This window comes from Archangium lipolyticum, from assembly GCF_024623785.1.
GTDB classification, from domain to species: Bacteria; Myxococcota; Myxococcia; order Myxococcales; family Myxococcaceae; genus Archangium; species Archangium lipolyticum.
Window position 1 is genome coordinate 13,771 of sequence record NZ_JANKBZ010000047.1, and the last position, 25,710, is coordinate 39,480.

Below are 25,710 nucleotides of genomic sequence, written 5' to 3' on the forward strand. Positions count from 1 at the left end.
ACAATGTCGCAGAGGACCTACAGCGCGAAGCCGGCGGACATCAAGCGCGATTGGCACGTCATCGACGTGAACGGCAAGGTGCTCGGCCGCGCCGCCAGCCAGATCGCCACCCTTCTCAAGGGCAAGCACAAGGCGATGTACACCCCGTCCATCGACACGGGTGACCACGTGATCGTCATCAACGCCGAGAAGGTGGTCGTGACGGGCACGAAGGAGCAGGACAAGATGTACTACCGGCACCCGCGTGCCGGTTTCCCGGGTGCGCTGAAGATCACCAACCTGGCCAAGCTGCGCCAGCGGCACCCCGAGGACATCATCATCAACGCCGTTCGCCGGATGCTGCCGCGCAACGCCCTGGGCCGTCAGATGATGACCAAGCTCAAGGTGTACGCCGGTGACCAGCACCCGCACGCCGCCCAGAAGCCGGTGGCGCGCGAGGTCGAGGCGTAAGCGCTCCTTTCCCTTCCCACTTTCCGCACCTTTTTTAGAGAAGAGACGACATGGCTACCGCCACCGAGAAGGGTTTCTATGGCACCGGCCGCCGCAAGGAGGCCACCGCGCGCGTGTGGATCCGCCCGGGCACTGGTGTTGTGATGATCAACGGCCGCGACATCAACGTGTACTTCGGCCGCGAGACGTCCAAGATGATCCTGAACCAGCCGCTGGACGTGCTGGAGCAGAAGGGCAAGATCGACATCGAGGTCAACGTGCGCGGCGGTGGTCTGAGCGGCCAGGCCGGCGCCATCCGCCACGGTCTGTCCCGGGCCCTCTGCAACTACAACCCGGAGTTCCGCCCCGCGCTGAAGAAGGCCGGCTTCCTCACGCGTGATGCCCGCGCCGTCGAGCGCAAGAAGTACGGCCAGCCGGGCGCGCGTCGCCGGTTCCAGTTCTCCAAGCGCTAAGCCGTCCTTCACGGTTTCGCTGGGAGTACCACCGCGGCGGGGGTTCCTTCGGGAGCCTCCGCCGTCGTGCTTTGCGGGCCTGGGCAGGCGGTCGACCTCGTCCCTGGGGGGGGCCTCTCCGGTCTGGTTTGGCGTGCTACCATCCCGACCATCCATGGAACTCAACGAGATCCTCCAGATTGCGCTCCGCGGCGGTGCCTCCGACATCCACCTGAAGGCGGGTCTGCCGCCGATGTTCCGTGTCGACGGCTCGCTGGTTCCGCTGAAGGACGGCAAGCGTCTGCCTCCCGAGGAGGTGGCGCGCATGGCCTTCGGCATCATGAACGAGTTCCAGAAGGAAAAGTTCAAGCAGAGCAACGAGGTGGACCTGGCCTACGGCGTCCCCGGGCTGGGCCGCTTCCGCGTCAACGTCTTCCAGCAGCGCGGTACCGTGGGCGCGGTGCTGCGTGTCATCCCCTTCAAGGTGATGACCATCAAGGAGCTGCTGCTGCCGCCCATCCTGGAGAAGATCTGCCTGGATGAACGCGGCCTGGTGCTCGTTACCGGCACCACGGGCTCGGGTAAGTCCACCACGCTCGCGGCGATGATCGATCACATCAACGCCACCGAGACGAACCACATCATGACGATCGAGGATCCGATCGAGTTCCTCATCCGGGACAAGCGCTCCATCGTGAACCAGCGCGAGGTGGGCGTGGACACGATGTCGTTCGCCCAGGCGCTCAAGAGCGCGCTGCGGCAGGACCCGGACGTCATCCTCGTGGGCGAAATGCGTGACCACGAGACGATCGAAACGGCGCTCGCGGCGGCGGAGACGGGCCACCTGGTGATGTCCACGCTGCACACGCTGGACGCCACGGAGACCATCAACCGCATCGTCTCGGCCTTCCCGCCGTACCAGCAGAAGCAGGTGCGCATCCAGCTGGCCAGCGTGCTCAAGGCGGTGGTGAGCCAGCGCCTCATTCCGCGCGCGGACGGCAAGGGCCGCGTGGCCGCGGTGGAGGTGCTGCGCTGCACCGCCCGCGTGAAGGAGCTCATCGAGGACAAGGACCGGACGAAGGAGATTCCGGACGCCATCTCCCAGGGCTTCGACACGTACGGGATGCAGACCTTCGACCAGTCGCTGATGTCGCTGGTGAAGCAGGGGCTCGTCACCTACGAGGAGGCCCACCGGCAGGCCACCAACCCGGACGACTTCGCGCTGCGCTTCTCCGGCATCAGTGCCACCTCGGATTCGAAGTGGGACAACTTCGAGGCCAATGGCGCCGCCAAGCCCGTGCCCGGCTCGGCCAGCTTCGGTCAGAACCAGCAGCCCACTCCGGCGCCCGTGGCGACTCCGGCCCGTGCGGTGCCCGCTCCGTCCGTGGGCCGCCCGGGAGTGCCCGCTGTCGCCCCCGCCTCCCGCCCGGGAGTGCCCGCCGCTGGCGTGCCCCCCACGTCGCGCGCGGGGATTCCGACGGTTGCCGCTCCTCGTCCCGCGGCTCCCGCGCCCGCCGCCGCGCCCAAGGCGCCCGCTCCGGCCGACGACGACTTCCAGATCGAGCGCTTCTAGCCCTCCGCCGCAATCCTTGCGGTGGGATGCTGTAGGCCCGCACCTCTTGCAGGCCCCTGACCCGGGGCCGTGGGAGGCGTGGGGCTCCGTGGGGTGGAATGGGGATTGCTCCTCGTCAGGTCCGAGGCCCTGAGGCCAGACGGAGACCCTGACGATGAGCCCCGAGTCCCCCGTGGTTCGTAACCCCTGGTGGCAGGCGCTGGTGTTCGTGGTGCTGCTGGCGCTGGGCTACCAGCTGATGGACCACGTGGAGCGGCCCCCCTCCTTCACGTACACCGACTTTCGCGAGGCCCTGGCGGCGGGGAAGGTGCGCGAGGTGAGCGTCTCGCCCGAGCGCATCTCCGGGACGCTGGCCCCCGAGACGGAGGGCGGTGAGCCCAAGCCCTTCAGCGTCGTCCGGGTGGAGGACGCGGACCTGACGCGCGAGCTGGTCGCGCACAAGGTGAAGGTGACGGGGACGCTGCCGGGCAGCCCGTGGTTGCGGCTCGGGCTCCTGCTGCTGCCGCTGGGGCTGATCTTCCTGCTGACGCGGGTGAAGACCTCGGCGGGGGGGCCCGGGGGCTACATGTCGGTGGGCCGCAGCAAGGCGAAGGTGTACGTGGAGAAGTCCATTCCCGTGCGCTTCTCCGACGTGGCGGGCGTGGACGAGGCCCGGGCGGAGTTGCAGGAGGTCATCGAGTTCCTGCGCTCGCCGGAGCGGTTCTCGAGGATGGGGGGCAAGGTGCCCAAGGGGATCCTCCTGGTGGGCCCGCCGGGCACGGGCAAGACGCTGCTGGCGAAGGCGGTGGCGGGCGAGGCCAACGTTCCGTTCTTCAGCATGAGCGGCTCGGAGTTCGTGGAGATGTTCGTGGGCATCGGCGCCGCGCGGGTGAGGGATCTGTTCGCCCAGGCGCGGCAGAAGGCGCCGTGCATCATCTTCATCGACGAGCTGGACGCGCTGGGGAAGGTGCGGGCCACGGGGCCCAACGCGCACGAGGAGCGAGAGCAGACGCTCAACCAGTTGTTGGTGGAACTGGACGGGTTCGACCCGCGCGTGGGCGTCATCCTGATGGCGGCGACGAACCGGGCGGAGATCCTGGATCCGGCGCTGCTGCGCGCCGGGCGCTTCGACCGGCACGTGCTGGTGGATCGGCCGGACCGGGCGGGGCGGCTGGCCATCCTGAAGGTGCACGCGCGCAAGACGCCGCTGGAGGACGAGAAGGACCTGGAGTTCGTGGCGGCGATGACGGTGGGGGCGGTGGGCGCGGACCTGGCCAACATCCTCAACGAGGCGGTGCTGCTGGCGGTGCGCCGGCAGAAGGAGAAGGTGGGGCGCGCGGAGCTGGAGGAGGCGGTGGAGCGGGTGGTGGCCGGCCCGGAGAGGCGCAATCGCGTGCTGTCGCCGGCGGAGCGCGAGCGCGTGGCGCACCACGAGATGGGCCATGCGTTGGCGAGCGTCCTGCTCGCGGCGGGCCAGACGGTGAAGAAGATCTCCATCATCCCCCGGGGGATTGGCGCGCTGGGGTACACGCTGCAGCTGCCCACGGAGGACCGGTACCTGATGACGCGCGGCGAGCTGGAGGCGCGGATCGCCGTGCTGCTCGGGGGCCGGGTGGCCGAGGAGCTGGTGTACGGAGAGGTCTCCACGGGCGCGCAGGATGACCTGCTGAAGGCCACGGACATCGCCCGGAGCATGGTGAAGGGGTACGGGATGAGCGACTCGCTGGGCCCGGTGACGTTCGACCTGGAGCGCCGCTCGCCGCTGTACGACGGGAGCGTGGGGGGCTCGCGTGGCGACTACAGCGAGGAGCTGGCGAGGCGCATCGACCAGGAGATCCGAGGCCTGCTGGACTCGCAGCACGCCCGGGTGACGCGGGTGCTCAACGAGCGCATCGACCTGCTGCGGGCGGGGGCGGCGCAGCTGCTCGCCCGGGAGGTGATGTCGGGCGAGGAGCTGGCCGCGCTGGTGGCGGGGGCGGAGACCCCGGACGAGTCCAGGGAGGCCGCGTAGAGTGGGGAGGCGCTACGCCTCCTCGTCCCCGAGCTGGGCCCGGAGGCGTGACAGCCGCTGGGGGCCGACGAGCCCCTCCCGGGCCAGCACCTGCAGGAAGTCCACGGTGGCGCGCAGGCCGGCCTCCAGCTCGGCCTCGGGCTTCTCGGAGAGCTCGGCCTCGTAGAGCGCTTCCATGTGCTCGGGGTTGATGGGGGTGGGGCCCTCGCCCCAGGCGGTGTTCACCAGGGCCCGGGCGATGCGGGCGCGGGTGTTCCGCTCCCCCTCGTCCTTGGCCGCCTTCTCGAAGCCGTAGATGAGGGCATCCACCTGCTCGCGGGTGAGTGCGGCCAGGGCCGGCACCTCGCCGAGCGCCTCCTGGACGTACGAGCGATCGAACGCCTCCACCTCCTCCTCGTAGCCGAAGGCCTCCTCCAACATGATGGAGGCGATGAAGGCATCCGTCTCGTCGGAATTGGCGCCCTCGCTGGTGAGCGCCTCGCGGGCCTTCGCGGTGGCGGCGGAGAGGGCCGGATCCTCGGCGATGGCGCGCGCGGCGGCGTAGGCGGCCAGGAAGACGACGGCCGCCTCCGCGTCCGAGGAGAGGTGGCGCTTGCCGGTGGTGCCCAGCAGCACATTGCGCTTGTCGGGGTGGGCGGCGGCGGTCTCGACGAAGAACCGCTCCTCGGGCTCGAGCGGCTCGCCGTTCTTCTCCTTCTGGAGCGTCTCGCGGGCGGCTTCGGGGCTGAGGTAGCGGGCGATGAGGGGGTGCATGCCGCGCCTGTTACCACATGCTAGAGAGCAGTCGATGGACTCCGAGGACTCCACCCCCGAGGAAGTCAGGCGCGCGACGGACGCGTGCCTGCGATTGTTGGCCATGAGGGCGCGCAGCCGGCACGAGCTGCTGACGGCGCTCGAGCGCAAGGGCTTCCCCGAGCCGGTGCGTGAGGCGGCACTGGAGAAGGTGAAGGGCTGGGGCTACCTGGACGACGAGCGCTTCGCGCGGGAGCGGGCGGCGGTGCTGCTGCAGCGGGGCAGGTACGGCCCCCAGGCGGTGCGGCAGCGGCTGCAGGCCCACGGGCTGAGCCGCGAGGAGGCCCATGCGGCGGTGTCCGCGGCCAGCGAGACGGTGGAGTTCGACGCGGAGGCCGCCGCGCGCCAGGTGCTGGAGCGGCGGGGGCTGCTGGGCCGGACGCTGGAGCCCAGGGAGAAGGCACGGGCCGGCCGGCTCCTGGTCAGCCGGGGCTTCTCCTCGGACGTCATCCAGCGGGTACTCGGTGACGGGACGCTGGAACCTTCGGGGCTGGACGATTAGCTTGCCCCTCCCATGCGTTTTCTTCGAGCCGTCTGCCTGACCGCCCTCCTGTCCTCCGCCGCTGGCTGCGCGGCACTCTCCACCGGCCAGGCCGGGGAGCCCGAGTACGCCAGCGAGGCCGATGCCAACATCCGTCTGGGCGACGAGGCCCTGGAGCGGAAGGACTACCTGCAGGCCGAGAAGTACTTCGAGCACGTCCGGACGAAGTACCCCTACCTCGACGTGGCCAACGAGGCCGAGCTGAAGCTGGCGGACCTCGACTTCGCCCAGGAGCGGTACGCCGAGTCGCGGGAGAAGTACCAGTCCTTCATCAAGCTCCACCCCACGCACCCCCGGGTGGACTACGCCGCGTACCGGGCGGCGCTGAGCCACTTCGAGGACATCCCCTCGGACTTCTTCCTCGTGCCGCCCTCGACGGAGAAGGACCAGACGGAGGTGCGGGCCGCGCTGGTCGCGCTCAACGACTTCGTCCGCCAGTACCCCAACTCGCAGTACCTGGGGGAGGCGAAGCAGAAGCTGGAGCAGACGCGCGAGAAGCTGGCCGAGCACGAGATGTACGTGGCCTCCTTCTACGCCCGGCGCGAGCGCTGGAAGGCCGTGGCGCAGCGGCTGGAGTCGCTGCTGAAGAACTACCCGGGCACGAAGCTCGAGGAGGAGGCCCTCTTCGACCTGCATGACGCCTATGTGCGGCTCAACGACGCGGAGCGCGCGAAGCAGACGTTGCAGCGGGTCATCGAGCGGTTGCCGGGGACTCCCGCCGCGGAGCGGGCCCGGCGGATGATGGGGTCGTGAGGAGCACCGACGACTGGGGCCGGTGGGGCGGTGTGCTCATCGCCATACTGGCCGCGGTGGCCGCGTTGTCGCTGGTGATGCCGCGTCTGCTGGGCGTGGCGGCGGGGCCGGAGGTGGAGATCATCACCGCCCTCAAGGCCACCGAGAAGGACGGACTGGAGCTGGCCATCCCCGGCGCGGGGACGCCGCTCACGTCCAAGGGGCACCACTTCGCGCGCATCACCGTCAACGTGGAGCCCGGAGGGAAGCGGGCCGTGGCCTGGGCGACCCTGGACTTCACGGGCCGGTTGGACCGCACGGAGGTCAGCTCGCTGGGCGTGGAGCGGGTGCCCTTCGTGCGTCGCGGGCGCGAGTGGATGCCGGAGGGTCTGGCCGCGCCCCGGCTGGCGGCGGTGGTCCGCGCGTTGGAATTCCGGCGCCGGGCCCTGGATTCGGGGGACGTGAAGGCCCTGGAGGCGTTGAGGGCCCCGGGCGCACAGGTGGATGGAGGGGGAGGGGAGGAGGCGGCGGAGGTGGAGAAGGTGCTGGAGCTGCGGCGGCGGCGCTACCGGGCCGAGGCGTGGTTCCTGCGGCTGGAGCGGGACGAGGCGGTGGCCAGCGAGATGTGGCGGTTGGAGGGAGAGCTGCCCTCCCGTCCGGTGGATGACCGGGGACAGCGCCGGTTATCGCTGATTCGTAGCGGAGAGGAATTCTTGTTTTCGCCCGGTCTCATGTAGTCTAGGCCGTCGTTCTCAGCGGGGTCCTGGTGGAGGGTTGGGAGGGGGAGCGGGCGAGGGACGGTAGAGGGCTGAGGCTCGAGGTACCACTCATCATCGAGGTCGTAGCACCGTGAGCACTCCGACGCCGGGCAAGACGTACGCGCTCAAGTTCATCTCCGGCAAGTACCAGGGCGGCGAGTTCCCGCTGAAGGCGGAGAAGCAGATCGTCATCGGCCGTTCGAGCGAGCTCGACATGGTGCTCGTCGAGGACATGGTCTCGCGCAAGCACGCGCGGATCGTCGTCAACGGGGCCGGGCAGATCTCCATCGAGGATCTGGGTTCGACGAACGGCACCTTCGTCAACGGCGAGAAGGTCAAGCAGGCAACGCTCAAGGAGGGGGACCGCATCCTGATTGGGACCTCCATCCTGAAGCTCATCCAGCAGGGGGCTGGCGTCGGCGAGGTCGACGACGCGATGGCCAAGCAGAAGCTGGAGGAGGCGGCGGCGGCGCAGGCGGCGCGCACGTCGACGAAGGCCTCGTCGATGACGGGGAAGATCGAGGAGATTCCGCTGCCGGACCTGTTGCAGCTCTTCCACACGTCGAAGAAGAACGGCGTGCTGGTGGTGAGCAACGAGCACGAGGGGAAGATCTACCTGCGGCAGGGCCGCGTGTACTACGCGGTGATCGACGAGAACCACAACCTGGGGCCGCAGAAGAGCTTCAACCGGATCGTGACGTGGGAGCAGGGCGATTTCGAGCTGCGTCCGGCGGATCCGCAGGAGTTCATGGTGGAGCTGGACTCGTCGACCGAGGCGCTGCTGATGGACGCGCTGAGGCAGCTGGACGAGTACAAGCGAATCCAGAAGGAGCTGCCGGCGATGGGGACGCAGCTGACGCTGGCGATGCCGATGACGGCGCCGCTGCGGGAGCTGGCGCCGGAGCTGCTGGACGTCCTGCAGCAGGTGCACAACTACGGTTCCCTGGGCGGGGTCCTGGACCATTCGGAGCAGGACGACGTGCAGGCGGCGGAGGCTGTGTTGCAGCTCATCAAGCGCGACTACGTGCGAGCCAGCTGAAGTCGCACGGCACCGCGCACCCCACCCCTCCTCCCTCTCCCTCTGGGAGAGGGTCGGGGTGAGGGTATAGAGGTCCACGAGTTCCACCCGTTCCACGAGTCGAAGAGGCCAACCGTGTCCGAAGAGCAGAAGCCGCGCCGGCTGACGGAACTGTCACATTGCGCGGGTTGAGCGGCCAAGATCCGGGCCGCGGACCTGGCGCAGGTTCTGCGCCAACTGAAGACTGCGAAGGACACGAGGGCGCTGGTGGGCTTCAACACCAACGATGACGCGGCCGTGTATCGAGTGGCGCCGGGGATGGCGCTGGTGAGCACGGTGGACTTCTTCCCGCCGGTGGTGGACGACCCGTACCAGTTCGGGGCGATCGCGGCGGCGAACGCGCTGTCTGACATCTACGCGATGGGGGCGAAGCCGCTGTTCGCGCTCAACCTGGTGGGGTTCCCGAAGGACCGGCCGCTGGACGAGCTGTCGCGGATTCTGGCGGGAGGGCAGGCGAAGGCGGACGAGGCGGGCATTCCGATCCTGGGTGGGCACTCGGTGCAGGATCCGGAGCCGAAGTACGGCCTGGCGGTGACGGGGCAGGTGCACCCGAAGAAGGTGCTGACGAACGCGGGGGCGAAGCCGGGGGACGTGCTGATGCTGACGAAGCCATTGGGCTCGGGCATCGCGACCACGGCGATCAAGCGCGGGCTGGCGTCGGAGGAGCTGACGGAGCGCGTGGTGGCGCTGATGTCGGCGCTGAACAAGAAGGCGGGGGAGGTATTCGCCTCGGGCAGGTTCAAGGTGAACGCCCTGACGGACGTGACGGGCTACGGGCTGTTGGGGCACCTGCTGGAGATGATGACGGGGGCGAAGGCGAAGGCCTTCCTGGACCTGGAGCGCATCCCCATCATCTCGGAGGTGCCGGAGCTGGCGCGGCAGGGAGTGGTGCCGGGCGGGACGAAGTCGAACCTGGCGCACGTGGGCAAGAAGGTGCGCTTCCCGAAGGGGTTGCCCGAGGACATCCAGTGGGTGCTCGCCGACGCGCAGACGAACGGGGGCCTGCTGGCCTCGGTCCCGGCGCGTGACGTGGCCAAGGCGTACCGGGCGCTGGAGCGGGCCGGGGTGGACGTGGCCCTCATCGGCGAGGTGGGCGAGGGCCGTACCGGCATCGAGGTTGTCGGATAGCGGGCCCCGCTTGGGGGGAGGGCACCGGGGCGGATTCGCCGCGGTGAGCCACCTCCGGTAGCATCCGGTGCTGGCATGAAGCTCCGTCTCACCGCCCTGGTTGGCCTCCTCGTCGTCCTGTGCCTGCCCGCGCCCTCGAGCGCGGCCGAGCGCCCCGCGCGCATCGTGGTGGATCCCGGCCACGGTGGAGCCGTGGGGGGAGCCCAGAGTCCCACGGGGCTGCTCGAGAAGGACGTGTCCCTGCAGGTGGCCCGCCGGTTGAGGACGCTCCTGGAGAAGGAGCTCGGGGCGCAGGTGCTGATGACGCGGGACGAGGACGTGGCGCTGCCCCTGCCCGAGCGGGTGGAGTTCGCCAACAAGCAGCGGCCGGACCTCTTTCTCTCCATCCACTGCAACGCGATGCCGACGAAGCGCACGCGCGCGCGGGTCCAGGGAATCGAGACGTACTTCCTGTCGGCCAACGCCTCCAACGCCACGGCGCGAGCGGCCGCGGACCGGGAGAACGCCGAGGCGCCGGTGGCCAGAGGGGCGCAGGGGGACTCGACGCTGGCCTTCATCCTCCAGGACCTGGCGCGCACCGAGGCGCACCAGGACTCCTCGCGCCTGGCGTACGCCATCCACCAGAAGCTCATCGCGAGTACGGGGGGCTCGGACCGGGGCGTGCTGCAGGCGCCCTTCTACGTGCTCAACGGAGTGGAGGCGCCCGCTGTCCTCATCGAGGTGGGCTACATCTCCCACCCGGAGGAAGGGGGCCGCCTGGGCCGTGCCGACTACCAGGAGCGGCTGGCCACGGCCATCACCGAGGGCGTCAGGGGCTTCCTCGCGGAGATCCGCAAGCGAGACGCTCCGAAGGGGCCCAGAGTGGCGGCTCCCGCCACGCCCTGACACTGGCCCGCAGTCGCCCCGGACAGCGGCCCCCCGCGTCTGGTAGAGAGGCGCCCGTCTTCCCCTAGCCGAGGAGCATCCCCGTGCGGTCCTTCAACCGTGGGGCGCTGGATCTGCGCCCCGTCACCCTCACCCCTGGTGTCACCCGCTACGCCGAGGGTTCCGCCCAGGTGGAGTTCGGCCACACCCGCGTGCTCGTCACCTGTTCGGTGGAGGACCGGGTGCCTCCGCACCTGCTGGGCAAGGGCAGTGGCTGGGTGACGGCCGAGTACGGCATGCTGCCGCGCTCCACGCACACCCGCTCCCAGCGCGAGGCCTCCAAGGGCAAGCAGACCGGGCGCACGCTGGAGATCCAGCGCCTCATCGGCCGCTCCATGCGCGCGGCGGTGGACCTGTCGACGCTCGGGGTACGCACCTTCACGCTGGACTGCGACGTGCTCCAGGCGGATGGCGGCACCCGCACGGCCTCCATCACCGGCGCCTACGTGGCCCTGGCGCTGGCCTTCCGCAAGCTGCACAAGGATGGCGTGCTCACGCGCATGCCCAAGCTCAACCCGCTGGCCGCCGTGTCGGTGGGCGTGGTGAAGGGCGAGGTGCGGGTGGACCTGGACTATGACGAGGACTCCACCGCCGACGTGGACCTGAACCTGGTGGCCACCGCGGATGGCCGCATCGTCGAGCTGCAGGGCACGGCCGAGCACCAGACGTTCGACCGCAAGACGCTGGACGCCATGCTGGATGGCGGGCTCGCGGCCATCCGCCAGCTCGTCGAGGCGCAGCAGAAGGTGCTAGGGGGTTGATGCCATGAAGCCTCGTCTGCTCTTCGCTACCTCCAATCAGGGCAAGCTGCGTGAGCTGCGCGGCCTCGTGGGGGACGCGGTGGAGGTGGTCTCCCTGAGCGACCTGCCCCCGGTGCCCGAGCCCGTGGAGGACGGTCCCACCTTCGAGGCGATCGTCGAGAAGAAGGCCCGTGAATACGCCGAGGCCACCGGGCTGCCGACGCTCTCCGACGACTCGGGACTGTGCGTGGACGCACTGGGAGGCCGGCCGGGTATCCACTCGGCGCGTTACGCCGAGGGCAGCGACCAGGCGCGCTACCAGAAGCTGCTCGGCGAGCTGTCTGGCGTCCCGGACGACAAGCGCACCGCCGCCTTCGTCTGCGCGCTCTGCCTGGCGATGCCGGGCGGGGGCCGCGCCGTCATCGAGGTGGGCCGCTGCGAGGGCCGCATCGGCCACGAGCCCCGGGGCTCGCACGGCTTCGGGTACGATCCGATCTTCGTCCTGCCCCAGGGAAAGACGATGGCGGAGCTGACGGCGGAGGAGAAGGCCGGCATCTCGCACCGGGGTGTTGCCTTCCGGAAGATGAAGCCCCACCTGTTGGCCCTGGTGGGCGGTCCGGCTGTCGGAGGGTGAGCAGGCGTCAGATACGTTTGCCTTGCACGTCCGTTCCGGATGGTTCAACAATGCTGGACTTTATCGGGGCGTAGCGCAGCCTGGTAGCGCACCTGCCTTGGGCGCAGGGGGTCGGAGGTTCAAATCCTCTCGCCCCGATATCGCAGTACCGCTGTACGGAGAGAACTGGGTGCCAGTAGCTCAGCTGGATAGAGCATCGGCCTTCTAAGCCGAGGGTCGTGGGTTCGAGTCCCGCCTGGCGCGACTCGGTAAGGGGCTGGAATCTTGGGGAATCTCCCCACCGATTCCAGCCCCTGTTTCTTGTCCCGAAGGCCCTTGCCAACACCTGGCCCACCCTGCGCCCTGCACGTGGTGTCGGCGTGTCCCCGGCGCGTCTCGGCTCGGTGCTCGAGCCATCGCCGCGCGTCCATACGCTTCTTGACAGTACCGCTCGAGCCGGGATACCCATCGCCGCGAATCGATTTTGAAAATCGTTATCAATATCAATTTCTGCTCGGCGCGAAGTGGTGCCCGGGGTCTGAAGGGAATCCGCTATGATCCATGAATCCGTGGCCAGTTGCATTGGCAAGACGCCGTTGGTCCACCTCCGCCGGCTGTTCCCATCCGAGCGTGGGCCCTCGGTCATCGCGAAGCTCGAGTTTCTCAATCCGGGTGGGAGCGTGAAGGACCGGCCCGCACGCTTCATCGTCGAGCAGGGGCTGAAGGACGGCACCATTCGCAAGGGGACGCACCTGGTGGAGAGCACGTCCGGGAATCTGGGCATCGCCCTGGCGATGGTGGCGCGCGTCCATGGGCTGACCTTCACCAGCGTGGTGGACCCGAAGATTTCGCAGACCAACCTGCGCATCCTGAAGTCCTACGGCGCCCGCATCGACATGGTCAGCGAGCCGGACGACCAGGGCGGCTACCTGAAGACTCGCATTCGTCGGGTGCAAGAGCTGCTGGAAACGATGCCCGGCAGCGTGTGGATCAACCAGTACGCGAACCAGCTCAACTGGCAGGCACACTTCCACGGCGCGGGCAGCGAAATCGTCCAGGAGCTCGACGCTCCCATCGACTACCTGGTGGCTTCGGTGAGCACCACCGGCACCATCCTGGGGCTCGCGAGGCGGCTCCGGAAGGAGTTCCCTCGGCTGCGCGTCATCGCGGTGGACGCGGTGGGCTCCGTCATCTTCGGCACGCAGCCGGCGCCACGAGATTTGCCCGGCATTGGCTCGAGCCGCGTCCCCGAGCTGCTGTGCAGAGAGGAAATCGACGAGGTCATCCTGGTCAACGACTGGGAGTCCGTCGAGGGGTGTCGGGAGCTGCTCACCCATGAGGGCATCTTCGCCGGTGGGTCCTCGGGGTCGGTTGTCGCCGCCATCCGCAAGCTCGCGCCCACGTTGCCCGCTGGCAGCCGGGTGCTGACCCTGTTTCCAGACAGAGGGGAGCGCTACCTGGACCTGTTCTCCGACGAAGCCTGGCTGTCGAAAATCCGCCTCCGCGCGGAGCAGCAGGTCCCCATGAGCGTCCCGCTTCCCCTGTCCATTCCCCCCCGCACGGCGCGATCCGCCTGAGAAGGACCGCTTCCTCATGACTACCCGCACGAAGGGGCTGCTCTACCTGAGCAAGTCCGACATCCTCCACCTGGGAGGCGACACCTCCGCCCTGTACATGGACGCCATCCACCATGCGCTGTCCCGCCACGCGGCGAAAGAATTCGTCCAGCCGCTGAAGCCATACCTGCGCTGGCGCGGCGCCGAGGGGCACATCGCCGACCGCATCATCGCCATGCCGGCCTACCTGGGCGGCGCGGCGCCCATGGCGGGGCTGAAGTGGATTGGCAGCAAGCACGACAACCCCTCCCGCCACGGACTGGAGCGCGCCAGCGCGCTCATCGTGCTCAACGACGCCGAGACGCACTACCCCATCGCCATCATGGAGGGCAGCCTCATCTCCGGGATGCGCACCGCCGCGGTGACCGCCGTGGCGGCCCGCTACCTCGCGCGCGAGGGATTCCAGCACGTGGCCTGTATCGGGTGCGGTCCCATCGCCCGGATGCAGCTCACGACGCTCCTCGAGCAGTTCCCTTCCATCGCCATCATCTCCCTCTTCGACCTCTCACCGGCCGCCTCCGCGCGGCTCCGGGAGGAGCTGCAGCCGCGCTTCCCGCGGGTGGAGTTCCTCATCGCCGCGTCCGCGGAGCAGGCCATCCGGCGCGCGGAGATGGTGGTGACCTGCACCGTCGCGGCCGAGCCGTACATCCCGTTCGAGTGGCTGGCCCCAGGCACGTTCATCAGCAACGTCTCCATCATGGACGTGCACAAGGAGGTGTTCCTCCAGGTGGACAAGGTCGTGGTGGACGACTGGGACCAGTCCAACCGCGAGAAGAAAACCATCAACCAGCTCGTGCTCGAGGGCCGCTTCTCGCGGGAGCAGCTCCATGCGGAGCTGGGGGAAATCGTCATCGGCCGGCGACCGGGGCGTGAGTCGGCGGACGAAATCATCCTCCTCAACCCGATGGGGATGGCCATCGAGGACATCGCGTGCGCCCAGGCCGTCTACCAGAAGGCCGTCGATGCCGAGGTCGGAACGTGGCTGAGCCTCGAGTGACTCCGCCCTCGCCAGCGCCGGCCATGGCCCCACGGCCCCCATCCGGGTACGCTCTGGCAGAACACGCTGCCACCGAGCGGCTGCTCAACAGCTATTTGCGCGAGACGGGCCTCACAGATCCTCGCATCACCCTGGAGCAACTGCGGGCGCTGTCCCTCCCCAGCGGCATCCACGAGGAGCTGTGCGCGGATGGCTGCCCGTTGCGTGTAGAGCTCCCCCGCACGGGGCGGCTCCTCCTCGGTACGCTGCGCCGCGGCTCGCCTTCGGGCCACCACCGGTACGGCCCCGTTCTCTGGCAATGCTCGGCAATGGGTGTGCCGGGCCGCAGGGTGGACGGTGCCCTGCACCTGGCGCGAATCCTCGTGGCTGAGCTGGCCAGCGAGGAGGCGGAGCCCGTGGTCCGCGAGCGGCGAATGGACGCCCTGCTTCGCCACATCCAGAACAGCGTCGACAAGACCGCGCTGTACCTGGACCGGAGCGCGCAGCGCGAGCCATGGCCGTCGGACGGCGAAGGCCCCAGTGCCTTTCTGGCCGCCGAACAGCGCATCCTCTTCGGACACCCGTTCCATCCGACTCCGAAGAGCTCGGAGGGCTTCACCCCTTCGGACCTGGAGCAATACGCGCCAGAGCTGGGTGCCACCTTCCCGCTCCATTACCTGGCTGCATCGCCGGAGCTCATCGAGGAGGACTTCCTGCCAGGGGCAGGGGAGAACGTCCTGCCGGCGGCGGTTCGTGAGGAGGCCGCCGCGCTGCTGACTTCCACCCGCGGCGGGTGGAGCCTGCTCCCGTGCCACCCCTGGCAGGTGCGTCACCTGCACGGCCTCCCCGGGTTCCAGCGGCTGCTCGAGGAGCAACGCGTGGTCCACCTCGGGCCTCTCGGGAAGAGCGTCCACCCCACCTCGTCGGTGCGCACCGTGCTCGCGGAAGGGCACCCCTTCTTCTTCAAGCTTCCGCTCGGCGTTCGAATCACCAACCTGGTGCGCGTCAACCCGCCGGAGCAGCTTCAGCGCAGCCTGGGCATCAGCCGCGTGGTGGCGCTGCTCCAGGCACGGGCGCCTCAGCCGGACTTCTCCATCCTCCTCGAGACGGGCTACCGCGCGCTCGCTCCCCGGGACTGGGCACCCGAGGAGCGGCACGCCCTCGCCGAGCACACGGCGGTGCTGTTCCGCGATGCGCGTCCCTGCGCCCACACACCCGCGCCCCTGGTGGTCGCGGCGCTGCTGGAGCCCTCTCCCGGCCACGGCGAGCCGGCCATCATGCGGGCCGTCCGGCGGGCCACGGGAGTCGCATCGGGCCCCTTGAAGCCCTCGGGCGTGGAGGCCTGGCTCCGGCGCTATCTCCACGTCTCCATGATGCCGCTGCTTCGGCTCTTCATCGAGGAAGGGCTCAGCCTCGAAGCCCACGTGCAGAACTCGCTGCTGACCCTGAAGGACGGGTGGCCGGAGCGCTTCCATGTGCGCGACCTCGAGGGAGCGAGCCTGAGCCGTGACCGCGCGGCGGCGCGGGGGTTCCACGACGCCGGTTGCCTGACGGAGACCCACTCGGCGCTCTACGACGACGCAGAGGCGTGGCAGCGGCTCGCGTACTACTTCTTCGTCAACCACCTGAGCCACCTGCTCGTGACTCTGGCCCTCCACGGCCCGAGTGACGAGCCCAGACTCTGGAAGGTGGTGCGGAACGTCCTCGAGAGCAACGCCCTCTCGCTCCGCGCGACGGGTGGCGCGCCCTACCTGGATGCGCTTCTCGACGGGCCCACCCTCCCGGGCAAGGCCAACCTGACCAGTCGCTTCCGGGAGCGCGGGGAGCGACCGCTCTACCTCGAAGTCCCCAACCCCATTCTCGAGCAGGAGGTGCTCCGATGGAGCTGACGGCACGCTCTCCCAGCGATGGCGCCGGAGTGTCACGTTTCCAGGACCTGTTGGATCTGGAAGCTGCTCTCCGGTCCGAGCAGTTCATCGAGGTACGGCGGCGCATCTTCCGGCAGTTGGTGGAAGCACTCCTCTACGAGGGCGCGCTTCAGCCGGAGAGTGAGCCGGACGGCGAGCAGCTGCGATTCCGGTTTCACGGGGAGGATGATGCGGGCAGTCCTGTCCGCTACGAGTGCCAGGGGCGGCGCCGCTGGAGCTTCGAGCGCATCCGACTCGGCCCCGGCCCCATCCTGCGTGTCCGTGGAGACGAGGTGGGCGAGGCGGAGTCCTTCGCGCGGTTCCTCTCGGAGCTGCGTGCGTCCCTCGGCGCGGACCCGGAGCGCCTGGCGCACTTCGTCCACGAGTTGGAGCAGACGCACCTCAAGGACACGCTCGCGCAGTACCGGCGGAGCCGCTCTGGCCGCACCCTGCGGAGCCTCCCCTACGACGCGCTCGAGGGCGAGCTGATGGACGGCCACCCCTACCACCCGTCCTACAAGTCCCGTATCGGCTTCGACGCCGTGGACCACCTCGCCTTTGGCCCGGAGTTCACGCCCGAGCTGCGGCCGCTGTGGCTCGCGGCCCACCGGGAGTGGACTCACAGCACGGCCTCCGCCGGGATGGAGCCCCGGGAGCTCCTCGCCCGCGAGTTGACGGAGGCCACGCGGACGCGCTTCCGTCGGATGCTCCTCGAGCGGGGCCTGGCCCCCGATGACTACGTCCTCCTCCCCGTCCACCCCTGGCAGTGGCGGGAGCATGTCCTCGCCACACTCTTCCCGGAGCTGCGGGACGCCCGCCTCGTGATGCTCGGGGAGGCGGATGACTTCTACACGCCCCAGCAGTCCATCCGGACCCTCGCCAACCGCAGCCACCCGGAGAATGCGTCCCTCAAGCTTTCGTTGAGCATCCTCAACACCTCCACCGCGCGCACCCTCGCGCCGCACACCGTGGAGAACGCGGCTCCCATCTCCGACTGGCTCTCCGGCATCGCTCGCGAGGACACCTACCTCCGGGACGAGCTGCGGACCGTCTTCCTTCGGGAGGTGCTGGGCATCTCCTTCGAAGCGCAGCGCCCGGAGCCGCTGCGGGCGCGGACCTCCGGCATCCTCGCGTGCATCTGGCGAGAGAGCCTCCATCCCTTCCTCGATGCCGGCGAGGAGGCGCTGCCCTTCACCGGCCTGTGTCACCTCGACGCCGATGGCCGCCCGCTGATTGAACCGTGGGTGCGGCGGTTCGGGCCGGAGCCGTGGGTGCGCCAGCTCCTGGAGGTGAGCGTCCTGCCGCTCATCCACCTGCTGTATGCGCATGGCATCGCGCTCGAGTCCCATGCGCAGAACATGGTCCTGCTCCACGCCGGAGGGCTCCCCCGGCGGGTGGCGCTCAAGGACTTCCACGACGGCATCCGCTTCTCGCCAGCCCACCTCGCCCACCCGGAGCGAAGGCCCGTGCTCCGCGCCACGCCGCCCTCCCACGCGCGCGTGAATCGCAACTCGTACATCCAGACAGAGGACCCGGCGGAGGTCCGCGACTTCGTCCACGACGCGTTCTTCTTCATCAACCTGGGAGAGCTCGCGCTCTTCCTCGCGGATCACCTCGGCTTCGAGGAGCGCCATTTCTGGGGGCTCGCGCGCGAGGTCATCCTCACATACCAGCGCCGCTTTCCCGAGCACCGGGAGCGCTTCGCCCTCTTCGATCTCTTCGCGCCAACCACCCAGGTCGAGCAGCTCGCCATGCGCCGCCTGTACCCGGACACCGAGGTGCGCATGCACTCCGTACGCAACGCGCTCGCGCCCCAGGAGGGCATGGAGGCGGTACACCGATGATTCGACCCAACAAGCTGAAGCAGGCGCTCGCGAAGCAGCAGGCCGTCTTCGGCATCTTCTGCTCCACCCCCTCGCCGATGGTGGTGGAGATGATTGGCTGCGCGGGATTCGATTTCGTCATCATCGACACCGAGCACGCGCTGGTGAACCCGGAGACGCTGGAGAACATGGTGCGTGCGGCGGAGGTCGTCGGGATGACGCCGCTGGTGCGGGTGTCGGAGAACGCCCCGGGACCCATCCTGCGGGCGCTCGATGCGGGAGCGCAGGGCGTGGTGGTGCCACGCGTGCGCGGGGCCGCGGAAGCCGAGCGGGCGGTGCGAGCGAGCCGCTACTACCCGGACGGCGAGCGCGGCATGGGGACCGGACGGGCGGCGCGCTTCGGAGGGGTGAACCTCCCGGAATACGTCAAGCAGGCGAACGCCGAGACGCTGGTCGTGGTGATGATTGAAGACCAGGCAGGGGTGGAGGACATCGACGCCATCCTCCAGGTGCCCGGCGTGGACCTCGTGCTCGAGGGCTCGGCGGACCTGTCGCAGTCGCTCGGCATCCCCTGGAGCACGCGCCATCCGCGGGTGCGCGAAGCCCTCTACCGGGTCCAGGCGGCGGCCCGCGCACGGGGCATCCCCTTTTGCGCCATCCCCAGGGCGATGGAAGACTCCGTCTCCTGGTGGGAGCAGGGTGTGCGGGCGTTCGTCGCGGGTGACGAGCGCGGCGTGGCGTTCCGAGCCCTCCAGGCTCAACTGCGGCCCTACCAGCAGCTATCGACGGAGCGTACGGAGCGTGACGTCACCGAGGGTGTGCCATGACAGAGTTCAGCAAGGTGGTCCAATCCCTGAAGGCGGAGCGCTCTCACCCCCTGTGCGCTTACATCTATGACCTGGGGCACCTGAAGCGGCATGCCTCCCGGTGCATCGAAACGCTGCCGGCCCCGTGCCGTCTCTTCTACGCCGTCAAGGCCAACTCGGAAGAGCCCATCCTGCGTGCGCTTGCCCCCATCGTGCACGGCTTCGAGGTCGCCTCGCTCGGGGAGGTGGAGAAGGTCCGGTCGGTGGCGCCGGATGCTCCCATTCTCTTTGGTGGCCCGGGAAAGACGGATGCGGAGATCGAGGGTGCCCTCCAGCACCGCGTCAGCCTGATTCACGTGGAGAGCGCGCATGAGCTCCGGCGGGTGGAGTACCTGGCGGGGAGGGCAGGGCGCGTGGCGGACATCCTTCTGCGCGTCAACCTGCGCGGTCCACTCCCCAGCGCGACGCTCTACATGGCGGGGAAGCCGACCCAGTTCGGCATCGATGAGGAGGACATCCCAGCGGTGATTGGACTGGCGAAGCGGTGCCAGCACGTGCGCCTGCGGGGGTTCCACTTCCACTCGATTTCGAACGACCTGGATGCGACGGGACATGCCCACCTCGTGGCACACTACCTGCGGCTCACCCGGACCTGGGCCGCTCGGTTCTCCCTGGACATTGCCTACGTCAATGCAGGCGGCGGGCTCGGGGTCAACTACCGCCAGCTCGACAAGCAGTTCGATTGGGAGGCCTTCACCACGGAGCTGAACCAGCTGCTCCCCGACGAGTGTCCACCCGGCGCGTCCATCCTCTTCGAGTGCGGCCGGTACATGACGGCGGCGTGCGGCGCCTACGCGGTCGAGATCCTCGATATCAAGCGAAACCACGGCAAGGATTACGTCATCGTCCGGGGTGGCACGCACCACTTCCGGTTGCCCTCCTCCTGGCAGCACAGCCATCCCTTCACGCTCGTCCCGTGGGAGGGGTGGACCTCCCCCATCGAGCGGCCGGAGCTGCGCGACGGAACCATCACCGTGGTGGGGCAGCTGTGCACGCCCAAGGATGTGCTCGCCTACGACGTCGCCGTGGAGCGGGTGCGCGTCGGCGATGTGATCCTCTTCCAGTATGCGGGAGCGTACGGCTGGTCTATCTCACACCACGACTTCCTCAGCCATCCACACCCCGAGCAGATTTTCCTGGAAGGTGGGGGATGCTGATGGCGGGGAAGTTGCCCGAGCTGCGGTTGATGCCCGTGGAGCGCGTGTGCATCCATGAAGGGCACGAGCCCAGCAGGCTCGACGAAACCTGTCGGGCCATCGCGGCCGAAGGTGTCCTTCGCCATCCCCTGCTGGCGACGCCGATGGCGGATGGGCGCGCCCTGATTCTAGACGGCGCGCACCGGACGCAGGCACTGCGGGAACTCGGCTGCGTCCGTCTTCCCGTCCAGTGGGTCGAGCCTCGAGCATTCAACCTCGAGGCCTGGACTCACCTCGTGCCCGAGGGCCCGTGGCTGACGGAGCTGCGGCGGAATCCTTCCCTCAGGTGGAGCCAGGAGATGGAGTGCGCGGGGCGCCTCATCGCCGAGGTGGTGGATGATGCCGGGGTGTGCCATCCGGTCCACGCGGCCACGCCGGAGCGGGACATCCTCTCCATCCTCCCGGCCTGGCAGCGCGTGGTCGAGGCCTACACGGACACGGGGGCGGTCCGGCGCGTGCCCGACGGAGCGGTCCATCGCCCGGAACCAGGCATGGTGCTGCTCCGCTACCCCGCGTGCTCGCTCGAGGAGGTGGAGTCCGTCGTCTTGGCGGGGAAGCGGATGCCTCCCGGCGTCACGCGCTTCGTCGTGCAGGGGCGATACCTCAATCTGCGCATCCCGCTCGAGTTGCTGCGCAGCCCCGCTGACACCGAAGCGGAATGGGAGGCGCTCGTGGCGCACCGGCTGGGGGCACTTCGTTTCTACGCCGAGGGAGTCTACCTGTGCGAAGCCTGACTCGCGCGGCCGGGGAACAGCAGGTGATGACCGACCTGGTGAACACGCTGCTGGCCGAGGACGTCTTCGGGCTTACAACCCGCGGCGAGCTGCATACCCGCGCCGCGGTGCCTTCCTCGGTCCTCGCCGAGCGCGATGAGGCCTCCACGCATCTCTTGCGCTTCTGGGTGGAGCCCGGCAAGCGGTTCCTCCTCATTCCCATCACACCCGCGGTCACACAGCCGTATCGCACCTCCTCCGGCGCGGTCATCGAAGTGGAGTGCGAGCCACATGTGGAGAGGCCGCTCTCCGCCGTCGACTTCCTGCAGACCCTGGCCAGCGCTGCTTCTCACGAGGGCTCCGTGAGTCGTCTGTGTGACGAGCTTCGGCTGGCAGCCGCGCAGGGGGAGCTCTCCAACGGGGCTCTGGACACCCTTCCCGCGCCGCGGCTGACCTCCCTGCTCGACCTCGAGCGCTGGGCGGCGTTCCGCGACAGGCCATTTCACCCCGTGGCCAAGGCGAAGGTCGGATGGAACGAGGCCGAGTACCGTTGCTATGCCCCCGAGTTTCACCGGGAGGTCACCCTTCGATGGATGGCCGTGCGGAGGGATCATCTGCTCCTCGGGCGGGAGGTTCAGGACTGGAGTCCCGCTGAGCTGCTGCTCCCGGAACCGGAGGTCAGGGCAGTCATGGCCGCCATGGAGCAGGCCGGCCTGAGTCCCGCGGACTACATGGCCTTGCCCGTCCACCCCTGGCAGATGGAGCGGACTCTTCCCCGCGAGCTCCAGCCGGAAGTGGCGGCCTCAATCTGTGTCCCGCTGCGGGTAGAGGCCGGAGGCTATGTCGCCAGCTCGTCACTTCGCTCCCTGGCGCCGGTCGGAGGGGGAGGCCGGCACGTCAAGCTGCCCATCGGCATCGAGTCGCTCGGCGCCATCCGCTCTCTCTCCGCCCTCTCCATGCGGAACGGCGAGCGGGGACAGCAGTTGCTCCACCAGGTCTTGGGGAAGGATTCCATTCTCTGGGAGCGCCTCCACCTCTGCGATGAGACGGTCTGGTTCGCCTTCTACCCACCGGGCAGCGACTGGTGGGAAGACCGGCCGCGGCACCTCTCCTGCCTCATCCGGGAGTACCCGGCGCGGCTGCTGAGCGACGGTCGAGTTCAGCTCGTCCCCATGTCCGCGTTGGCGCAACCCGGGACAGCCTCACACGCACACCTCTTCACGTCCTGGCTGGCGCGACGGGGCCAGGGCACCGCGAGCCGAGCGGAGGTGTTGGAGCTGTTCCGCTCGGTCTCCACGCGGTTCCTCGGCCTCGCGATGCGCCTGCTGCGGCATGGTGTCCTTCCGGAGATTCATGGCCAGAACGTCTTGCTGGTGCTGAACGACGGTGAGGTGGAGGGGCTCCTGCTGAGGGACCATGACACCGTGCGGATTCACCTACCCTGGCTCCAGGAGGCGGGCCTCTCGGACCCACACTACGTCGTCAAGCCGGGCCGGCCGAACTCGCTCTACAACGAGACCCCGGAGGCGCTGCTGGGGTACCTCCAGACGCTCGGGATTCAGGTCAATCTGTATGGCATCGCCGATGCGCTCTCCCGGAGCTACGCCATCCAGGAGGCCGAGTTCTTCCGCGTGATCGAGAGCAGTCTGTCCCAGGCGGTGGACAGCGCCGGCTTCTCCGCCGGTGCGCGAGCCGCGGTGGAGAAGGCGCTGTTCCAGGACCCGGAGTGGCCCGTCAAGATGGTGCTGGCACCGTTGCTGGGCCGTTCCGGTCCCGCGGGGAGCAGCATGCCGTCCGGGTGGGGCAAGACGGGGAACCCCTTCAGGCGGATGGCCCCCTGATGCAACTCGACGAACGGGAGCGCAACCTCCGGGTGCTCTGGTGCAGCCACTTTCTCTCCGTCACCAGTCTGTGCGTCATTGCCCCCCTGTTGCCGTTCTTTCTGAGGGAACTCGGAGCCACGAGTCAGACATCGGCCCTGACGTGGAGCGGCTTCGCGCTGGCGGCCCCCGCGGTCACCTATGCCGTGACAGCTCCGCTCTGGGGCAGGCTGGGTGACCGCTGGGGCCAGAAGTGGATGGTGGTCCGGGCGCTCGCGGGGCTCGCGCTGACGCTCATCCTCATGGGGTATGCCGAGACTCCGTTCCAGTTCTTCCTTCTCCGCCTGCTCCAGGGGGCGTTCGGCGGAGTGGTCAGCGCGGGCACGGCCCTGGCCAGCACGCAGGCCTCGGCCGAGAGCCGGGGGCGGGTGCTCGGAAGGCTCGAGAGCGCCGTCGCGGCCGGCTCGTTGGCGGGCCCCATCATCGGTGGGGTGCTCATGGACTGGTGGAGCTTTCGCCACCTGCTGATCCTCCTGGGAGGACTCCTCGCGCTCTCGGCGGTGGCCGCGGTGGGCTTGCTGAATAGGGACCGCCCGGTGGCGAGCGTCGCTCGGGCCGGCGTCTGGGGCACGTTTGGCCAGCTCCTGGGAGAGCGCCGCGTCCGGCGGTTCCTGCTGGCCGGCATTTGCGCCAACCTGGGCGTCTACGGGCTGGTGGCCATCCTCTCCGCACGGGTCAAGGAGCTCTCACCCCTGAGCACCCATGCGGCCACCTGGGTGGGCGTCATGCAGGCGGTCACGTGGGCCGCCGCCTTGTTCGGGGCCCCCTGGTGGGGGAAGAGAAACGACACCTCCCTGGTGGAGCGGAACTTCATCATCGCCTCGTTGCTCTGTGGGACTGGCGTCGCGCTCCAGGCCCTGCCGTTGGGCCTCGAGTGGCTCCTCCCCTGGCGTGCCTTGCAAGGGTTTGGCTTCAGCGCCCTGCTGCCCTCGGCCCTCCTCATCGTCTCGCAGGCGGCGCCCGAGTCGCAGCGCGGCGCTCACATCGGTGCCGCGAACAGCCTCCTGGTGGTGGGGCAGATCGGCGGCTCGCTCATGAGCGCCTTCCTCGCCCGGAGTCTCAGCCCGGCGTGGATTTTCGTCACCATGTCGGCCTGCTTCGTGGCCGGGGCCGCCGCGGTGTGGGTGCCCCAGAAATCATCGGACACTGTCGCGCGGGAAGGAGCGGTCCAGTCGTGAATGATGGCGTCGGTCGGGTGTTTCAGTCTCCCCAGCATGCCGTGGTGCGGCGGCGGATTTTCCGCCAGCTCGTGGAGTCGCTGGTCTACGAAGGGATTGTCGAGCCCCAGGTGCGCGCGCTCCAGGACGGGCTGCTGGAGTTCTCTCTGAGCGGGCGTGATGCGCACGATCAGGAGGTCCGCTACGCCTGCCAAGGGAGGCGAGCGTTTGGCTTCGACCGGGTCCGGCTCACCGCGCAGCCGGTGCAGCGTGACGGGGAGGAGGCTACCTCCTTGTCCACCTTCCTCCTGGAGATCTCACACCTGCTGAAGGCGGATTCACAGAAGCTCGCTGCCTTCATCGAGGAGCTCCATCAAACCCTGCTCAAGGACACCCTTGCCCAGGACGTCCGGTTCCAGCAGCCGCCGCTGCGGGAGTCGAGCTACGACGAGCTCGAGGGCGAGGTGATGGATGGTCATCCCTACCACCCGTGCTACAAGTCGCGGGTCGGCTTCGACCTGGTGGACAACCAGGCCTTCGGACCGGAGTTCAAGCCAAGGCTCCGGCTCGTCTGGCTCGCCGTAAGACAGGAAGAGGCCAGGACGGCGGTCGTCCCGGGCCTGGAACTGGATGCCTTCGTGCGGCAGGAGCTTGGCGCGGCCACCCATGCGCGCTTCGCCGACGCGGTGGCGCTCCGGGGGAGCACCCTGGGAGAGTACACACTCATCCCCGTTCATCCCTGGCAGTGGCGCGAAATCGTGTCGGGCGGCTTCGTGGATCAGCTTGGCGCGGGCCGGCTCATCTATCTTGGCGAAGGGGAGGATGAGTACCGTCCGCAGCAGTCCATCCGGACCCTGGCCAATGCGACCAGGCCCGAGAAGGCCTACGTAAAGTTGCCGCTGAGCATCGCCAACACATCGACGAGTCGCATCCTGTCTCAGCACACCATCCTGAATGCCCCTGCCATCTCGGGCTGGCTCGGGGGCATCCAGGAGCAGGATTTATTCTTGCGCGAAGAGTTGGGCCTGACGCTCCTCCGGGAGATCGTCGGAGTCACCTACCATCACCAGGGGCTTTCCGGCATTCTGGAGCCCAGGGTGTACGGGACGCTGGGGACCATCTGGAGGGAGAGCCTCCATCCCCACCTGCGCCCGGGCGAAGCGGCTGTCCCCTTCAACGCGCTCTGCCACGTCGCCACGGATGGGCGCCCCCTGATTGACGGGTGGATTCGGGAGCAGGGGGTGGAGGCCTGGACGCGCGAGCTTCTGGAGGTCGCCATCCTCCCGCTCATCCGCCTGTTGTATGCCCATGGTGTGGCCATGGAGGCGCACGCGCAAAACATGGTGTTGATACACAGGGCGGGCAGGCCGGCGCGCCTCGCGCTCAAGGACTTCCATGATGGCATCCGGTTCGCGCGGCCCTTCCTGCGGACAGGAGACGCTGGCCCGAAGACGCAGGGGCCACCCGCCAACCATCCGCGCGTGAACCGGAACTCCTTCCTCGAGAGGGACGACCCGTCCGAGGTGAAGGACTTCTTCCACGACGCGTTCTTCTTCATCAACCTTGGCGAGCTTTCCCTTTTCCTGCTGGAGCGCTACGGCCTGCCAGAGGAACGCTTCTGGGCGATGGCGGCGGACGTGATTCACGGCTACCAGAGACGGTTCCCGCACGAGGCCGAGCGCTTCACCGCCTTCGACCTCTTCTCGGAGCGGATTGCCATCGAGCAACTGACGGGCCGCAGGCTGTTCGCCGAAGCCGGCACGGGTGTCCACATGGTGAGGAATCCACTCGCCGCCTTCCGTACGGGAGCACGGTAGTGGAGCGAA

General features: G+C 68.7%; 23 protein-coding genes and 2 tRNA genes. 24 read left to right on the plus strand and 1 reads right to left on the minus strand.

Annotation, left to right across the window (positions count from 1 at the left end; translation table 11 throughout):
- Positions 1 to 3 precede the first annotated feature (3 nt).
- The 4 genes from rplM to ftsH all read left to right on the plus strand — a co-directional run bounded on the left by rplM (position 4) and on the right by ftsH (position 4,444).
- Positions 4 to 450, plus strand: coding sequence for a 50S ribosomal protein L13 (gene rplM / locus NR810_RS48420; protein ID WP_204220898.1), 447 nt, complete (start codon positions 4 to 6; stop codon positions 448 to 450).
- Positions 451 to 500: 50 nt separating this feature from the next.
- Positions 501 to 902, plus strand: coding sequence for a 30S ribosomal protein S9 (gene rpsI / locus NR810_RS48425; RefSeq protein ID WP_257462651.1), 402 nt, complete (start codon positions 501 to 503; stop codon positions 900 to 902).
- Positions 903 to 1,056: 154 nt separating this feature from the next.
- Positions 1,057 to 2,454: a type IV pilus twitching motility protein PilT gene (locus tag NR810_RS48430; protein ID WP_257462652.1), complete on the plus strand. Its 1,398-nt coding sequence runs from the start codon at positions 1,057 to 1,059 to the stop codon at positions 2,452 to 2,454.
- Between the two features lie 154 nt (positions 2,455 to 2,608).
- The gene (gene ftsH / locus NR810_RS48435; protein ID WP_257462653.1) at positions 2,609 to 4,444 is read left to right on the plus strand and encodes an ATP-dependent zinc metalloprotease FtsH; all 1,836 of its coding nucleotides are present in this window, start codon (positions 2,609 to 2,611) and stop codon (positions 4,442 to 4,444) included.
- Positions 4,445 to 4,456: 12 nt separating this feature from the next.
- Here ftsH and NR810_RS48440 read toward each other — a convergent pair whose 3' ends face one another.
- Positions 4,457 to 5,197 carry a hypothetical protein gene (locus NR810_RS48440; protein ID WP_257462655.1) on the minus strand — a complete coding sequence of 247 codons (741 nt, stop codon included), beginning with the start codon at positions 5,195 to 5,197 and terminating at the stop codon, positions 4,457 to 4,459.
- 34 nt (positions 5,198 to 5,231) lie between these two features.
- Here NR810_RS48440 and NR810_RS48445 point away from each other — a divergent pair, with 34 nt between their 5' ends.
- The 20 genes from NR810_RS48445 (at position 5,232) to NR810_RS48540 (ending at position 25,701) form a co-directional block, all read left to right on the plus strand.
- The gene (locus NR810_RS48445) at positions 5,232 to 5,738 is read left to right on the plus strand and encodes a regulatory protein RecX (protein WP_257462657.1); all 507 of its coding nucleotides are present in this window, start codon (positions 5,232 to 5,234) and stop codon (positions 5,736 to 5,738) included.
- A gap of 12 nt (positions 5,739 to 5,750) precedes the next feature.
- Positions 5,751 to 6,530 carry an outer membrane protein assembly factor BamD gene (locus NR810_RS48450; protein ID WP_257462658.1) on the plus strand — a complete coding sequence of 260 codons (780 nt, stop codon included), beginning with the start codon at positions 5,751 to 5,753 and terminating at the stop codon, positions 6,528 to 6,530.
- On the plus strand, positions 6,527 to 7,246 hold the full coding sequence (locus tag NR810_RS48455; RefSeq protein WP_257462660.1) for a hypothetical protein: 720 nt from the start codon (positions 6,527 to 6,529) through the stop codon (positions 7,244 to 7,246). The genes NR810_RS48450 and NR810_RS48455 overlap by 4 nt, the downstream gene beginning before the upstream one ends.
- A gap of 112 nt (positions 7,247 to 7,358) precedes the next feature.
- Complete coding sequence (locus NR810_RS48460) at positions 7,359 to 8,306, plus strand: DUF4388 domain-containing protein (RefSeq protein ID WP_257462661.1); 948 nt, start codon at positions 7,359 to 7,361, stop codon at positions 8,304 to 8,306.
- A 114-nt stretch (positions 8,307 to 8,420) separates the two neighbouring features.
- Positions 8,421 to 9,473, plus strand: coding sequence for a selenide, water dikinase SelD (gene selD, locus NR810_RS48465; RefSeq protein WP_257462662.1), 1,053 nt, complete (start codon positions 8,421 to 8,423; stop codon positions 9,471 to 9,473).
- Between the two features lie 75 nt (positions 9,474 to 9,548).
- Positions 9,549 to 10,358 carry an N-acetylmuramoyl-L-alanine amidase family protein gene (locus NR810_RS48470; protein WP_257462663.1) on the plus strand — a complete coding sequence of 270 codons (810 nt, stop codon included), beginning with the start codon at positions 9,549 to 9,551 and terminating at the stop codon, positions 10,356 to 10,358.
- An 83-nt stretch (positions 10,359 to 10,441) separates the two neighbouring features.
- Positions 10,442 to 11,158 (plus strand): ribonuclease PH, encoded by a 717-nt coding sequence (gene rph / locus NR810_RS48475; protein ID WP_257462664.1) that lies wholly within the window; start codon positions 10,442 to 10,444, stop codon positions 11,156 to 11,158.
- Between the two features lie 4 nt (positions 11,159 to 11,162).
- Positions 11,163 to 11,771, plus strand: a complete 609-nt coding sequence (gene rdgB / locus NR810_RS48480) for an RdgB/HAM1 family non-canonical purine NTP pyrophosphatase (protein ID WP_257462665.1) — start codon at positions 11,163 to 11,165, stop codon at positions 11,769 to 11,771.
- A gap of 64 nt (positions 11,772 to 11,835) precedes the next feature.
- Positions 11,836 to 11,909 (plus strand) — tRNA-Pro (locus NR810_RS48485).
- A gap of 31 nt (positions 11,910 to 11,940) precedes the next feature.
- Positions 11,941 to 12,014, plus strand: a tRNA-Arg gene (locus NR810_RS48490).
- 290 nt (positions 12,015 to 12,304) lie between these two features.
- Positions 12,305 to 13,327: a 2,3-diaminopropionate biosynthesis protein SbnA gene (gene sbnA, locus NR810_RS48495; RefSeq protein ID WP_257462666.1), complete on the plus strand. Its 1,023-nt coding sequence runs from the start codon at positions 12,305 to 12,307 to the stop codon at positions 13,325 to 13,327.
- A gap of 16 nt (positions 13,328 to 13,343) precedes the next feature.
- Positions 13,344 to 14,363, plus strand: a complete 1,020-nt coding sequence (sbnB, locus tag NR810_RS48500) for a 2,3-diaminopropionate biosynthesis protein SbnB (protein ID WP_257462667.1) — start codon at positions 13,344 to 13,346, stop codon at positions 14,361 to 14,363.
- On the plus strand, positions 14,345 to 16,231 hold the full coding sequence (locus NR810_RS48505; protein ID WP_257462669.1) for an IucA/IucC family protein: 1,887 nt from the start codon (positions 14,345 to 14,347) through the stop codon (positions 16,229 to 16,231). The genes sbnB and NR810_RS48505 overlap by 19 nt, the downstream gene beginning before the upstream one ends.
- Positions 16,222 to 18,093 (plus strand): IucA/IucC family protein, encoded by a 1,872-nt coding sequence (locus tag NR810_RS48510; RefSeq protein ID WP_257462671.1) that lies wholly within the window; start codon positions 16,222 to 16,224, stop codon positions 18,091 to 18,093. The genes NR810_RS48505 and NR810_RS48510 overlap by 10 nt, the downstream gene beginning before the upstream one ends.
- Positions 18,090 to 18,899 carry an HpcH/HpaI aldolase family protein gene (locus tag NR810_RS48515; RefSeq protein ID WP_257462672.1) on the plus strand — a complete coding sequence of 270 codons (810 nt, stop codon included), beginning with the start codon at positions 18,090 to 18,092 and terminating at the stop codon, positions 18,897 to 18,899. The genes NR810_RS48510 and NR810_RS48515 overlap by 4 nt, the downstream gene beginning before the upstream one ends.
- Complete coding sequence (locus NR810_RS48520; protein WP_257462674.1) at positions 18,896 to 20,095, plus strand: type III PLP-dependent enzyme; 1,200 nt, start codon at positions 18,896 to 18,898, stop codon at positions 20,093 to 20,095. The genes NR810_RS48515 and NR810_RS48520 overlap by 4 nt, the downstream gene beginning before the upstream one ends.
- Entirely contained in the window at positions 20,095 to 20,868 is a 774-nt protein-coding gene (locus NR810_RS48525; RefSeq protein ID WP_257462676.1) for a ParB N-terminal domain-containing protein, read from the plus strand. The genes NR810_RS48520 and NR810_RS48525 overlap by 1 nt, the downstream gene beginning before the upstream one ends.
- A complete protein-coding gene (locus tag NR810_RS48530; RefSeq protein ID WP_257462678.1) occupies positions 20,856 to 22,688 on the plus strand; it encodes an IucA/IucC family protein in 1,833 nt (610 codons plus the stop codon). The genes NR810_RS48525 and NR810_RS48530 overlap by 13 nt, the downstream gene beginning before the upstream one ends.
- Positions 22,688 to 23,905: an MFS transporter gene (locus NR810_RS48535; protein ID WP_257462679.1), complete on the plus strand. Its 1,218-nt coding sequence runs from the start codon at positions 22,688 to 22,690 to the stop codon at positions 23,903 to 23,905. The genes NR810_RS48530 and NR810_RS48535 overlap by 1 nt, the downstream gene beginning before the upstream one ends.
- Entirely contained in the window at positions 23,902 to 25,701 is a 1,800-nt protein-coding gene (locus NR810_RS48540) for an IucA/IucC family protein (RefSeq protein ID WP_257462681.1), read from the plus strand. The genes NR810_RS48535 and NR810_RS48540 overlap by 4 nt, the downstream gene beginning before the upstream one ends.
- Positions 25,702 to 25,710 lie beyond the last annotated feature (9 nt).

What these genes read in the sequence shown, in the direction of transcription:
- rplM (WP_204220898.1), top strand. Translation starts at nt 4, where the DNA reads ATGTCGCAGAGGACCTACAGCGCGAAGCCGGCGGACATCAAGCGCGAT.
- rpsI (WP_257462651.1), top strand. Translation starts at nt 501, where the DNA reads ATGGCTACCGCCACCGAGAAGGGTTTCTATGGCACCGGCCGCCGCAAG.
- NR810_RS48430 (WP_257462652.1), top strand. Translation starts at nt 1,057, where the DNA reads ATGGAACTCAACGAGATCCTCCAGATTGCGCTCCGCGGCGGTGCCTCC.
- ftsH (WP_257462653.1), top strand. Translation starts at nt 2,609, where the DNA reads ATGAGCCCCGAGTCCCCCGTGGTTCGTAACCCCTGGTGGCAGGCGCTG.
- NR810_RS48440 (WP_257462655.1), bottom strand. Translation starts at nt 5,197, where the DNA reads ATGCACCCCCTCATCGCCCGCTACCTCAGCCCCGAAGCCGCCCGCGAG.
- NR810_RS48445 (WP_257462657.1), top strand. Translation starts at nt 5,232, where the DNA reads ATGGACTCCGAGGACTCCACCCCCGAGGAAGTCAGGCGCGCGACGGAC.
- NR810_RS48450 (WP_257462658.1), top strand. Translation starts at nt 5,751, where the DNA reads ATGCGTTTTCTTCGAGCCGTCTGCCTGACCGCCCTCCTGTCCTCCGCC.
- NR810_RS48470 (WP_257462663.1), top strand. Translation starts at nt 9,549, where the DNA reads ATGAAGCTCCGTCTCACCGCCCTGGTTGGCCTCCTCGTCGTCCTGTGC.
- rdgB (WP_257462665.1), top strand. Translation starts at nt 11,163, where the DNA reads ATGAAGCCTCGTCTGCTCTTCGCTACCTCCAATCAGGGCAAGCTGCGT.
- sbnA (WP_257462666.1), top strand. Translation starts at nt 12,305, where the DNA reads ATGATCCATGAATCCGTGGCCAGTTGCATTGGCAAGACGCCGTTGGTC.
- sbnB (WP_257462667.1), top strand. Translation starts at nt 13,344, where the DNA reads ATGACTACCCGCACGAAGGGGCTGCTCTACCTGAGCAAGTCCGACATC.
- NR810_RS48510 (WP_257462671.1), top strand. Translation starts at nt 16,222, where the DNA reads ATGGAGCTGACGGCACGCTCTCCCAGCGATGGCGCCGGAGTGTCACGT.
- NR810_RS48515 (WP_257462672.1), top strand. Translation starts at nt 18,090, where the DNA reads ATGATTCGACCCAACAAGCTGAAGCAGGCGCTCGCGAAGCAGCAGGCC.
- NR810_RS48520 (WP_257462674.1), top strand. Translation starts at nt 18,896, where the DNA reads ATGACAGAGTTCAGCAAGGTGGTCCAATCCCTGAAGGCGGAGCGCTCT.
- NR810_RS48525 (WP_257462676.1), top strand. Translation starts at nt 20,095, where the DNA reads ATGGCGGGGAAGTTGCCCGAGCTGCGGTTGATGCCCGTGGAGCGCGTG.
- NR810_RS48535 (WP_257462679.1), top strand. Translation starts at nt 22,688, where the DNA reads ATGCAACTCGACGAACGGGAGCGCAACCTCCGGGTGCTCTGGTGCAGC.